General features: G+C 71.7%; 7 protein-coding genes. 1 reads left to right on the forward strand and 6 read right to left on the reverse strand.

Features of this window, described 5'->3' with window-relative positions; genetic code table 11:
* Both ACFYW7_RS31555 and ACFYW7_RS31560 read right to left on the reverse strand, forming a co-directional pair.
* The coding region (locus ACFYW7_RS31555) for a maltotransferase domain-containing protein (RefSeq protein ID WP_389508611.1) at window positions 1-1,245 on the reverse strand (1,245 nt) is incomplete at its 3' end.
* A 222-nt stretch (window positions 1,246-1,467) separates the two neighbouring features.
* Window positions 1,468-2,664, reverse strand: coding sequence for a S8 family peptidase (locus ACFYW7_RS31560; RefSeq protein WP_389508613.1), 1,197 nt, complete (start codon window positions 2,662-2,664; stop codon window positions 1,468-1,470).
* A gap of 348 nt (window positions 2,665-3,012) precedes the next feature.
* Between ACFYW7_RS31560 and ACFYW7_RS31565 the strand changes: the two genes are divergently transcribed.
* Entirely contained in the window at window positions 3,013-5,631 is a 2,619-nt protein-coding gene (locus ACFYW7_RS31565) for a glycosyltransferase family 1 protein (protein WP_389508615.1), read from the forward strand.
* 84 nt (window positions 5,632-5,715) lie between these two features.
* Here ACFYW7_RS31565 and ACFYW7_RS31570 read toward each other — a convergent pair whose 3' ends face one another.
* From ACFYW7_RS31570 to ACFYW7_RS31585, 4 genes are all read right to left on the reverse strand, one after another.
* Window positions 5,716-6,216: a DUF1990 family protein gene (locus ACFYW7_RS31570; RefSeq protein ID WP_389508617.1), complete on the reverse strand. Its 501-nt coding sequence runs from the start codon at window positions 6,214-6,216 to the stop codon at window positions 5,716-5,718.
* A 70-nt stretch (window positions 6,217-6,286) separates the two neighbouring features.
* A complete protein-coding gene (locus tag ACFYW7_RS31575) occupies window positions 6,287-7,951 on the reverse strand; it encodes a M4 family metallopeptidase (protein ID WP_389508620.1) in 1,665 nt (554 codons plus the stop codon).
* Between the two features lie 311 nt (window positions 7,952-8,262).
* Window positions 8,263-10,308 carry a M4 family metallopeptidase gene (locus ACFYW7_RS31580; protein ID WP_389508623.1) on the reverse strand — a complete coding sequence of 682 codons (2,046 nt, stop codon included), beginning with the start codon at window positions 10,306-10,308 and terminating at the stop codon, window positions 8,263-8,265.
* Between the two features lie 452 nt (window positions 10,309-10,760).
* Entirely contained in the window at window positions 10,761-11,738 is a 978-nt protein-coding gene (locus tag ACFYW7_RS31585) for an NAD(P)-dependent alcohol dehydrogenase (protein WP_389508625.1), read from the reverse strand.
* Window positions 11,739-11,854 lie beyond the last annotated feature (116 nt).

Here is an 11,854-nt window from a genome sequence, read left to right on the forward strand (position 1 = left end):
GTAGACGACGTCGAAGCCCATCTCCGCGATCGCGGGCAGGCGTTCGGCCGCGGTACGGAACGTGCCGTGGACCGGCGGGTCCGACCGCCCGCTCTTTGACCGCCCGCTCTCCGACCGGGGGAAGAACTCGTACCAGGCGCCGTACAACGCCCGCTCCCGCTCCACCACCAACGGCAACGGCTCGGACGACGTCACCAGGTCGCGCAGCGGGTCCCCGGCCAGGACCTCGTCCACCTCGGGTGTCAGGGCGGCGGCGAGCCGGGAGGCGACGGGACGCGCGGTGTCGCGGAGCGCGGCGACGGCCCCGAGCAGGGTGTCCCTGCGGCCCTTGCCCTTGGCTCCCTTCGGCAGCGCGGCGATCGCCCGCTCGTACAGCAGGGCGCCCTCCTCCAGCACCGGTTCCGTGTCCATCCCGGCCGGGATCTTGATCCCCGCGTGACGGCGCCAGGTCGTGACCGGGTCACCCCACGCCTCCACGGTGTACGTCCAGCGGCCCTCCTGGTCCGCACGCACGGTGGCGCCCCAGCGGTCGGTGCCGGGCGCCAGTTCGCGCATCGGCGTCCACGGGCCGGGGCGGCCGTCCGGACCGCGCAGCACGACGTTCGCGGCGACCGCGTCGTGCCCCTCGCGGAAGACCGTCGCGGAGACCTCGAACTCCTCGCCCACCACGGCCTTCGCCGGCCGCCGGCCCTGCTGCACGAGCGGGCGGACGTCGAGGACGGGGATGCGCCCGACGGCGGTCGCCGCGACGGCGGCGGGACCGGCCGGCACATCGGCGGCGCGGGAGGCGGGAACGGCGGACCTGCCCGCCTTGGGGGCGGACCTGCCCGCCCTCGGAGCCGCTCCGCCCGAAGCGGGGGCCGACTTGCCCGTCCCGGGAACCGCCGCTTCGGCGGCCCTGGGGACGGACCGGCCCGACTTCGGGGCGGCTCCGCCCCTCTTGGGCGGGGGAGCGGTGGTGCCGGGACCGGACGCCGAAGGGCCGGACGTGGACCGGCCGGACGCGGACCGGGCCGACGTGGACGGAGCCGACGCGGACGCGGCCGACGTCGTCGGAGCGGCCGTGGGGGGAGCGGGCGTGCCGGTCTCCGGGGCGGTGCCGAGGGGCGCGGTGGTGGCCGGGACGCCGCCGCCCGGCTCGGCCGAGGGTTTCTCCGGAGTACGGGGACCGGCTTCGGCCCTGCGGCTGCGAGGCGTCTCGGGGGTGGTCGTCGGGGGTGGCGACGTGTGGTGCGTGGCGGGCATGACCGCTCCTGTCCGCGTCAACGTGGGTGGGCGGATGGGGGTGTGGGGAGGTGGAGCCTGAAGGCGTACCGGGGGAGCCTTCCCACCCTATGAGGGTGAGCATTCCGGCACTTTGTTAACTACTCACGCGTATGTCTACACACAAGACCGGCCTCGTCCCGGGCAGGCGAGGCCGGTGCGGGGTGGCCGAATCACCCTGGTCGTACCCGTGCCCCGCCGGTATCAGCCGACACGCAGGAGTCTGTTCGGCGAACCCGGGCCGGCGTCCGAGACCCTTCCCGAAGCGGCCCGCCTCACCAGCGACTTCGCCACCTGGGCCGGCCTGGCCCCCGGATGACCCGCCAGATACAGCGCGGCCGCGCCGGCGACGTGCGGGCTCGCCATCGACGTACCGGAACAGGCCGCCCTCGCCGTATCGCTCGTGTACGAAGTCGACGTGATCGCGACCCCCGGCGCGAAGAGGTCCAGCGCGGGCCCGGTGTTCGAGAAACCCGCCCGCGCGTCCGTCCGGTCGCTCGCGCCCACCGTGAGCGCCTGCGCGACCCGGGCCGGCGAGGACAGCGAGGCCGGCCGGCCGTCGTTGCCCGCCGCGACCGTGTACGTCACGCCGGACGCGATGGAGTTGCGGACGGCCGCGTCCAGCTGGGAGTTGGCGTACCCGCCCAGACTGAGATTGGCCACGGCCGGTTTCCTCGCGTGCCGGGTGACCCAGTCGATGCCAGCGATCACCTGGGCGGTGGAACCGGCCCCCCGGTCGTCGAGGACGCGGACGGCGACGACCCGGGCCTTCTTGGCGACGCCGTACGCGGTGCCCGCGACGGTTCCTGCCACATGGGTGCCGTGCCCGTTGCCGTCCTGCGCGGTGCCGTCGCCGTCCACGAAGTCCCAGCCGTCGCTCGCCCGGCCCCCGAAGTCCTTGTGGGTGACGCGGACGCCGGTGTCGATGACGTACACGGTCACGCCCGCGCCCGCCGGTCCGGGCGCCGTGTAGCTCCGGTCGAGCGGCGGGTCCGGCTGGTCGATCCGATCCAGGCCCCACGAGGGCGGATTCCGCTGCACGCGGTCGAGCGCGACCCGGGTGTCCTGGACGACCGAGGCCACCCGGGGGTCCGCGGCGAGCAGTCGGGCCCGTCTCTCGTCGAGCCGCACGGCGAAGCCGTTGAGGGCCGTGCCGTACGTGTGGCTGATTCTCGCTCCGTACTGCTCGGCGATGTCCGTGCCGGCCGACGACGGAGCCCGCGTGTGCCCCTCGAGCGTCACGATGTAGCTCCCGCTGACGGAACCGGGGAGGCCGGCGCCGCCTATCCGCCCCAGCGGGACCGCCTGCGCGGGCGGGACGATGGCCGAAAGCACCGCGGTCGTCGTGACCACGGTGAGACCCGCCGCCCAGCGCAGACGCCATTTCCTCGTCCGTGCCATGACTGGAGTTCCCCTCCTCTGGGACCTGCCCGGCAGGTCCGAGTCGACGTACGAAGGCCGGAGCCGACCGCTCCGCGCGGGCACCGGCCGTACGCCACCCGGCGAGCCTCTCGTGCGGTGCGAAGCACCACAAGGCCGCCCAGGAGGGCGGAATCGGCCATACCGTCCGGGGCCGGCCGTGAAGGTTGCGTCGAATTCCCGCCTACGTCGAACGGCTCATCAGATCCGGGGTCGTGCCGCGATGCGCCGTGTCGCGAAGGCACCCTCGCCGCTAACGTCGTGGGTGACGAAGGCCGCACAACGCCGTGCGTCCCTCTGCCGCGTACGTCCTCCGTGAAGGTGGAACTCGTGAAGGCGATCCGCAGATTCACCGTCCGACCCGTTCTCCCCGAAGCCCTTCACCCGCTCAGTGACCTGGCACGCAACCTTCGCTGGTCGTGGCACTCCGAGACCCGCGACCTCTTCCAGTCCGTCGACCCGGAGCGCTGGGCCGCGTCCGGCGGCGACCCCGTACGACTCCTCGGCAGCGTGTCCGCCGGGCGCCTCGCGGAGCTCACGGGGGACCGCCGCTTCCTGCGCCGGCTCGCCGCGGTCTCCGACGACCTGCGCGACTACGTGACCGGCGACCGCTGGTACCAGACGCAGACGACCGACCTGCCCGCGGCCGTGGCGTACTTCTCGCCCGAGTTCGGCATCACCGCCGCGCTGCCGCAGTACTCCGGTGGTCTCGGCATCCTCGCGGGCGACCACCTCAAGGCCGCCAGCGACCTCGGCGTCCCGCTGATCGGCGTGGGCCTGCTCTACCGGCACGGTTACTTCCGGCAGTCCCTGTCCCGTGAGGGCTGGCAGCAGGAGCACTATCCGGTCCTCGACCCCAATGAACTCCCCGTGGTCCCGCTGCGCGAGGACGACGGCACACCCGCCCAGGTCACCCTCGCCCTCCCCGGCGGCCGAGCGCTGCGCGCCCGGATCTGGCTCGCCCAGGTCGGCCGCGTCCCGCTGCTCATGCTCGACTCCGACATCGAGGAGAACGACCTCGGTGAACGCGGGGTCACCGACCGGCTGTACGGCGGCGGCAGCGAACACCGTCTGCTGCAGGAGATGCTGCTGGGCATAGGAGGTGTGCGGGCGGTCCGGACCTACTGCCGGCTGACCGGGCACCCGGCGCCCGAGGTGTTCCACACCAACGAGGGCCACGCCGGGTTCCTCGGTCTTGAGCGGATCGCCGAACTCGGAGACGAGGGACTGGACTTCGACTCCTCGCTGGAGGCGGTGCGGGCCGGCACGGTCTTCACCACCCACACCCCGGTGCCCGCCGGCATCGACCGGTTCGACCGGGAGGCGGTGGCCCGCCACTTCGGCCCCGACGCGGAGCTCCCGCGCATCGACGTGGAGCGCATCCTCGCCCTCGGCATGGAGACCTATCCCGGAGGCGAGCCGAACCTCTTCAACATGGCGGTGATGGGCCTGCGCCTCGGACAGCGGGCGAACGGGGTCTCGCTGCTGCACGGCCAGGTCAGCCGGGAGATGTTCTCCGGGCTCTGGCCGGGCTTCGACGCCGAGGAGGTGCCGATCACCTCGGTCACCAACGGCGTCCACGCGCCGACCTGGGTGGCCCCCGAGGTGTTCCGGCTCGGCGCGCGGCAGATCGGCGCGCAGCGCACCGAGGACGCGCTGACCGTCGGCGGCTCGGACCGCTGGGACGCGGTGGCCGAGATCGCCGACGAGGAGATCTGGGACCTGCGCAGGGTGCTGCGGGAGCAACTGGTCCTGGAGGTGCGGGACCGGCTCCGGGCCTCCTGGCGCCAGCGCGGCGCCGGCACCGCCGAACTCGGCTGGATCGACGGGGTGCTGGACCCCGACGTTCTCACCATCGGCTTCGCGCGCCGGGTCCCCTCGTACAAACGGCTGACGCTGATGCTGCGCGACCGCGACCGGCTCATGGACCTGCTGCTGCACCCCGAACGGCCGGTGCAGGTCGTGGTCGCGGGCAAGGCGCACCCCGCGGACGACGGCGGGAAGCGGCTGATCCAGGAGCTGGTCAGGTTCGCGGACGACCCCCGGGTGCGCCACCGGATCGTGTTCCTGCCCGACTACGGCATGGCGATGGCGCAGAAGCTGTACCCGGGCTGCGACATCTGGCTCAACAATCCGCTGCGCCCGCTGGAGGCGTGCGGCACGAGCGGCATGAAGGCGGCGCTCAACGGCTGTCTCAACCTCTCCGTCCTGGACGGCTGGTGGGACGAGTGGTTCCAGCCCGACTTCGGCTGGGCGATCCCGACCGCGGACGGCACCGCGACCGACGACGACCGCCGTGACGAACTGGAGGCAGGCGCCCTCTACGACCTCCTCGAACAGCGGGTGGCCCCCCGCTTCTACGACCGCGGCCAGGCCGGTCTGCCCGGCCGCTGGATCGAGATGGTCCGCCGGACGCTGACCCATCTCGGACCGAAGGTCCTGGCGGGCCGGATGGTGCGGGAGTACGTGGAGCGTCTGTACGCCCCCGCGGCCCAGGCCCACCGGGCCCTCACCGCGGAGACGGCCCGTGAACTGGCCGGCTGGAAGGCGCGTGTCCGTGCCGCCTGGCCCCGTGTCACCGTCGACCACGTCGAGGCGTCCTCGGCCACCACGACCGCGGAACTGGGCACCACCCTGTCGCTGCGCGTCCGGGTAGGTCTGGGCGACCTCGCCCCCGACGACGTGGAGGTCCAGGCGGTCGCCGGCCGCGTCGACACCGACGACCGCATCGGCGACGCGGTGTGCGTCCCGCTCAAGCCGACCGGTGGCCCCGACCTGGAGGGCCGCTGGGTCTACGAGGGCCCGCTGTCGCTCGACCGCACGGGGCCGTTCGGCTACACGGTCCGTATCCTGCCGGCCCATCGGCTGCTGGCCTCCGGCGCCGAACTCGGGCTGGTGGCGGTGCCTTCGGAGGAGTCGGGGGAGGGCGCGGGACTGCTGATGCGGTGAGCCGCGGTCAGGTGCCACCGGAGGGCGAGCCGCGCACCGCGGCCCGCCCTCCGGTGGTCCTCGGTGACCGTCCTCGGTGACCGCTCAGCTGTCCAGCCCGGCGCACAGTCGCCGCAGCACCTTGCCGCACCGCTGGACGTAGGCGTGCTGGAGGCCGCGGGTCGCGGCGCCGCCCGCGCGGGAGTACCACTTGACCGCGCGGCTGAAGGCCGTGACCGTCAGCCACACCGTGCCGTCGCCGGTGCGGGAGACCACGAAGGCTTCCTCGCCGGATTCGGGATGGCCGGAAAGCGTTCCGTAGGCCCAGGCGGTGCGCCGGGACTCCTCGGCCGTCCAGACCACGCGGCAGGGTGCCTTGATCGGGCCGATGCGGACCGTGACATCGACCCCGGGTGCGGCCCTGTCGGCGTCGGAGGTCATGCGGACCCCCATGGCGCGGTGCAGTTCCCAGCTCATCAGGGCCTCGGAGGCGCGCTGGAAGACGGCCTCCCCTTCACCGATCCGGAAGCGGACATGCAGGCGGTGGAAGCCCGGGGGGCAGCGGTCCTCGCGGGTCGCGCCCACGTCCTCGTACGTGTAGGGCATGGGGGCAAGAGTAGGGCGGCACCCGGACCGTCCTCGGTCCGGGTGCCGCCTCCGTCCTGCCGGGCGCCGACTAGCTGACGTTGACCGCCGTCCAGGCGGCGGCGACCGCCTTGTACTCCGTGCTCGTGGAGCCGTACAGGGCCGACGCCGCGGAGAGCGTGGCCGTGCGGGCGCCCGTGTACTTGGTCGTCGACGTCATGTACGTCGTCAGCGCCTTGTACCAGATCTGCAGGGCCTTGGCCCGGCCGATGCCGGTGACCGCCGCACCGTTGTAGGTCGGGGAGTTGTAGCTGACCCCGTTGATCGTCTTCGCGCCGCTGCCCTCGGACAGCAGGTAGAAGAAGTGGTTCGCGACACCGGACGAGTAGTGCACGTCCTTGCTGCCGACCGAGGACGACCAGTAGTCGGCGGAGCCGCCGTCCTTGCTGGGCTTGTCCATGTAGCGCAGCGGGGTGCCGTCGCCGTTGATGTTGATCTTCTCGCCGATGAGGTAGTCGCCCACGTCGGAGGAGTTCGCCGCGGCGAACTCGACACCGGTGCCGAAGATGTCGGAGGTCGCCTCGTTCAGACCGCCGGACTCGCCCGAGTAGTTGAGGCCCGCGGTGTTGGAGGTGACGCCGTGGCTCATCTCGTGGCCGGCCACGTCCAGCGAGGTCAGCGGGTGGGTGTTGCCGCTGCCGTCGCCGTAGGTCATGCAGAAGCAGCTGTCGTCCCAGAACGCGTTGACGTACGCGTTGCCGTAGTGGACGCGGGAGTACGCTGCCACGCCGTTGTTCTTGATGCCGCTGCGGCCGAAGGTGTTCTTGTAGAAGTCCCACGTCGCCTGGGCGCCGTAGGCGGCGTCGGCGGCCGCGGTCTGGTCGGTGGTGGAGCTGGAGGCCGCGCCGGTGCCCCAGACGTCGTCCGCGTCGGTGAACAGCGTGCCCGCGGAGGTGGTCGTGGTGTGCGACTTGTTGTACGTCTTGTGACCGCCGCGGGTGCCGTCGGTCAGGCTGTACGTCGAGCCCGACAGGGTCGAGTTGAGGGTGACCGTGCCCGAGTAGAGGGTCTTGCCGGTGCCGGTCTCGATGCCCTGGTACTCGTACAGCTTCTTGCCGGTGGCGGCGTCGGTGATGACGTGCAGCTCGTTGGGGGTGCCGTCGTCCTGGAGGCCGCCGACGACGGTCTCGTAGGCGAGGGTCGGCTTGCCGGTGGCGGCCCAGATCACCTTGCGGGGGGCCTGGTCGGCGGCGCTCTTCTCCGTGCCCGCGGCCTTGGCGGCGGTGAGCGCCTGCTTCTCGGCCTTCGCGGTGGTGACGAGCGGCTTGAGCGAGGCGACCTTGATGGCCGTCTTCGTCGCCTTCGTCACGCCCTGGGTGGTGCCGGCCTCGGTCTCGTGGACGACGAGGTCGCCGCCGAGGACCGGAAGTCCGTTGTACGTGCGCTCGTAGCGGGTGTGGACGGTGCCGTCGGTGTCCTTGACGACGTCTCTGACGACCAGCTTCTCCTTCGCGCCGAGCCCTATCTCCTGGGCCGTGTCCGCCGTGGCGGCGTCGGCCTTCTGGATGAGCGCGGTGCGCGCGGCGGAGGACAGCGAGACGGGCGAACCGGCGAGGGGGGTGGTCTTGCCGGTGGAGAGCGCCGCGGTCTGCGCGGCGGCACCGGTGGTCAGACCGGTGGTGAGCAGGGCTCCGGCCGCGACAGCGGTGGCGATGGCCAGAGTGGTGCGCTTGTGACGCGCGTAGAGGGGGGTCACGCAAGCTCCTTCTTGTGGGGACGCCCGCACGGCTTTGGGGTGGCCGGACGGGCGGTTGTGAAGTTGCGGTGCGGGTGAGCCGTGCGTTGGAAGAGTGCCACCCTGGATGCGTACATGTCAGGACCCCTTGAAGACCTTGGCCGGAAATCGTCGATCAGGTGAACAGTGGGGTGGCCGGACACCGGATCGGCCGCGGCCAAGCGGAGGTCAACGCAAACTCCCCCGCGGGCAAAGGAGGGCGCCGCCCCGGGGAGTCGAACCTCCGGGACGGCGCCCTGGCGCACGATCTTCGCGCGGCCTTCAGCCGCGGTCTACGGGAAGGTCAGCTTCCAGCTGTTGATGTAGCCGGTGTCCTGGGCCGCCTGGTCCTGGACCTTCAGTTTCCAGGTGCCGTTGGCCACCTCGGAGGACGCGTTGACCGTGTAGGTCGTGTTCACGTTGTCCGCCGAGTCGGACGAGCTGAAGTTCTTCAGGCGGTACGTCGAGCCGTCCGGGGCGACCAGATCGATCACCAGGTCACCGCGCCAGGTGTGCACGATGTCCACGGCCACCGCGAGGTTCGACGGGGCGTTGCCGGTACGGCCGCTGACCGTGACCGAGGAGGTGACCGCGGCCCCGTTGTCCGGAATCGATACGTCGGCCGTGTTCTCGAACGACGTACCGCCACCGCCGCCACCGCCGGGACGCGTCCCGACGTTCACGGCCGCCCAGGCGTTCTGCACCGCGGTGTACTCGGCGCTCGTCGTGCCGTACAGCTCACCCGTCGCCGCGAGCGTGCCGGTACGGGCCGCCGCGTAGTTGGTGGTCGAGGTGAACTTGGTGGTGAGCGCGCGGTACCAGATCGCCAGCGCCTTGTCGCGGCCGATGCCGGTGACCGGAAGCCCGTCGGAGGTGGGCGAGTTGTAGCTGACGCCGTTGATGACCTTGGCGCCGCTGCCCTCGCTCAGCAGGTAGAAGAAGTGGTTGGCGACACCCGACGAGTAGTGCACGTCGACGTTGCCGACACCCGAGTACCAGGAGTCCTTGGAGCCGCCGTCCTTGCTCGGCTTGTCCATGTAGCGCAGCGGGGTGCCGTCGCCGTTGATGTCGATCTTCTCGCCGATGAGGTAGTCGCCCACGTCGGAGGAGTTGTTGGCGTAGAACTCCACGCCGGTGCCGAAGATGTCGGAGGTCGCCTCGTTCAGACCGCCGGACTCGCCCGAGTAGTTGAGGCCCGCGGTGTTGGAGGTGACACCGTGGCTCATCTCGTGGCCCGCGACGTCCAGCGCGGTCAGCGGGTCGGCGTTCCCGGACCCGTCGCCGTAGGTCATGCAGAAGCAGCCGTCGTCCCAGAACGCGTTCACGTACGAATTGCCGTAGTGCACGCGGGAGTAGGCGCCGACGCCGTTGTTCTTGATGCCACTGCGGCCGAAGGTGTTCTTGTAGAAGTCCCACGTCTCCGCGGCGCCGTAGTGCGCGTCGGCGCCGGCCGTCGCGGCGTTCGACGTGGTGCCGTTGCCCCAGGTGTCGCTCGTCTGGGAGAACAGCGTGCCGGTGCCCGACGTGCCGCGGTTCAGGTTGTAGGTCTTGTGGGCGCCGCGCGCGCCGTCGTTCAGCGTGTAGTTGGAGCCCGACTGTGTGGTCGTCAGGGTCACCTGGCCGCTGTACTGGGTGTTGCCGATGCCGGTCTTGACGCCCTGGTACTCGTACAGCTTCTTGCCGGTGGCGGCGTCGGTGATGACGTGCAGCTCGTTGGGGGTGCCGTCGTCCTGGAGGCCGCCGACGACGGTCTCGTAGGCGAGGGTCGGTCTGCCGCTCGCCGCCCAGATCACCTTGCGGGGTGCGCGGTCGGCTTCGGTGCTCTTCGAGCCGGCGGCCCTGGCGGCGGACAGTGCCTGCTTCTCCGCCGTGCCGGCGGCGACCGCGGGCTCGAGGGTCGCGACCTTCGGCGACGCCTTCGTCGCCCTGTAGACGTGCCCGGTCCTCCCGGACTTGGAGGTGTCGACGACCAGGTCGCCGCCGAGGACCGGCAGTCCTCGGTACGTGCGCTCGTAGCGGGTGTGGACGGTGCCGTCGGCGTCCTTCATGACGTCACGGGCGACGAGGCTCTCGCCGGCGCCCAGACCCAGGTCCCGGGCGGTCGCGGCCTTGGCCGAGTCGGCGTCGCGTATCAGCTCGGCGCGCTGCGCGGCGGTGAGCTTCAGGGCGACGGAGCCCGGGTCGATCCCGCCCGCGCGGGGAGCCCGCTCCGGAGCGGCGCTCGCGGCGCCCGACTGGACGGCCGCGGCCAGCAGGGCGGAGACGCCGACGAGGGCGACACCGGCGATGCGGCGCTTGGTGGTGTGGGAGGTGCGTCTGTGGGGAGAACTGCTTCTCAACACTGACTCCTTCTGCATGGCCACGGGTCGCGCGGCCAGGGGAGACCGGACGATGGATGACCCGTCCGGGCAGAACTGGGCGTTACGCGGAACCAGGTGCATGGGGTCGAACGGCACGACACAGCGGGCGTAGCTGTGAGGTTGCTGTGAAGTAGCCGAGGGAAGAGTGGCAGGAGATGCCGCTTTCTGTCAGGGGCGCGTCAGTACATTGGCCGGAAACTTTCCGTTGACCGGGACGTCGTGTCCGGTAAACGAACCGTCTCCCGGGCCGTGTGCCGGTCTTTCGTCCCGGAGCAGGGGAAGCGGCCGCTCGGACCCGTCCCGGGAACCGCGCCGCACCCGCCCGTCCCCGCGCGGTGAAGGCTCGCGGGGGAGTCCGGTTCCCGCCGACCTGCGGGGAGTCGGGGAACAAGGCACGCAGGGCGGGCCGGCCGGAAGGCCGGCCCGCGGGGTCACACGGTGACGACGATCTTCGCCCGGGCGTGCTCCACCTCGAGATGGCGGAGGGCTTCCGGCACCTCGCTCAACGACGCGTACGTCCGGTCGACGACCGGCATGACTTTTCCGGATTCGACCAGTTCCCGCAGGGTCGCGAGGTTCTCCGCGCACCGCGTCGCGGTGAGGCGGACGATCCGCTGACCGACGAAGGGCGACAACGCCGGCCCTCGCAGGATGAGGCTCATCGGCCCGAAGAGGCTGCCGCCCTCGAACACCCCGCCGCCGGACAGGACGAGCGTCCCCTTGGGCGTCAGCGCGCGCCGGAACGCGGTCAGCGAGTGATTGCCCACGAGGTCGAGCACGACGTCGTGGCGCCGCCCCGTACGGGTGAAGTCCACCGTGGTGTAGTCGATGACGTGGTCCGCGCCGAGCGACCGCACCAGGTCCGTGTTCCGCGCGCTGCACACCCCGGTCACCTCGGCGCCGAACGCCTTGGCGATCTGCACGGCGAAGGTGCCGACGCCTCCCGAGGCGCCGTTGACGAGCACCCGTGCCCCGGCCAGCGGCGGGGCCGCGTCGCGCAGGCCCATCAGGGCGGTGTTCCCCGCGAGCGGCAACGCGGCGGCCTGCTCGAAGCTCAGCCCGGCCGGTTTCGTCTCCACCGCGTCGTCCGGCGCGCACACGTACTCGGCGAACGCCCCGTCGGCCTCGCCGAACACCTCGTCCCCGGGACGCAGCCGCGACACGTCGGCGCCGACCGCCTCGACGACGCCCGCGAAGTCCCGGCCCGGGATCCGCTGCCGGGGCCGGCGGACACCGAAGGCCAGCCGGGACAGATACGGATCGCCGCGCAGGAGATGCCAGTCGTACGCGTTCAGGGAGACCGCTCTCACCCGCACGAGCACCTGGCCGCCGGTCGGCACCGGCTTCGCGGACTCCCTCAGCGACAGCTCGTCGGGAGAGCCGTACCGGTCCTGGGTGATCGCTTTCATCGGGACTCCCTGACGCGTCTTCGGGGTGCGGAGATTCACGGGCCGGCCGGACGAGCGCCACTGTTCGCGAGGCTAGTGGCGCACGCTCTCCCCGCACATCGGGGAGAGGCCCTAAG

The sequence above is a fragment of the Streptomyces sp. NPDC002580 genome (assembly GCF_042889485.1).
Classification (GTDB): Bacteria; Actinomycetota; Actinomycetes; order Streptomycetales; family Streptomycetaceae; genus Streptomyces.